The sequence below is a fragment of the Adlercreutzia sp. DFI.6.23 genome, from assembly GCF_024462535.1.
GTDB lineage: Bacteria > Actinomycetota > Coriobacteriia > Coriobacteriales > Eggerthellaceae > Adlercreutzia > Adlercreutzia rubneri.
Window position 1 is genome coordinate 1 of sequence record NZ_JANGBP010000558.1, and the last position, 299, is coordinate 299.

At 66.9% G+C, this 299-nt stretch carries 1 protein-coding gene; it reads left to right on the forward strand.

Annotated elements, in window-relative coordinates:
• The coding region (locus NE591_RS14585; RefSeq protein ID WP_256157025.1) for an FAD-binding protein at nt 1-299 on the forward strand (299 nt) is incomplete at both ends.

Here is a 299-nt window from a genome sequence, read left to right on the forward strand (position 1 = left end):
GGCGAGCGCCGGCGCCGATGTTGCTTGTGATAAGGAAGTAGACGTGCTCGTCATCGGCTCGGGCACCGGTGCGTTCGCGGCTCTGGTCGCCGCGGCCAAGGGCGCCGAATCGGTCTGCCTTGTCGAGAAGGGAACCATGTGGGGCGGCACTGCCGCTACCTCGGGCGGCGGCCTGGCTGTGCCGCTGACCTACGCCGCCACCGACGCCGGCATCACCGACAGCAAGGAAGAGGTGGTCAAGTACTTCCCCAACGCCACCGACGGTCGCGTCGATCAGGCTGTGCTCAACTCGTTCATCG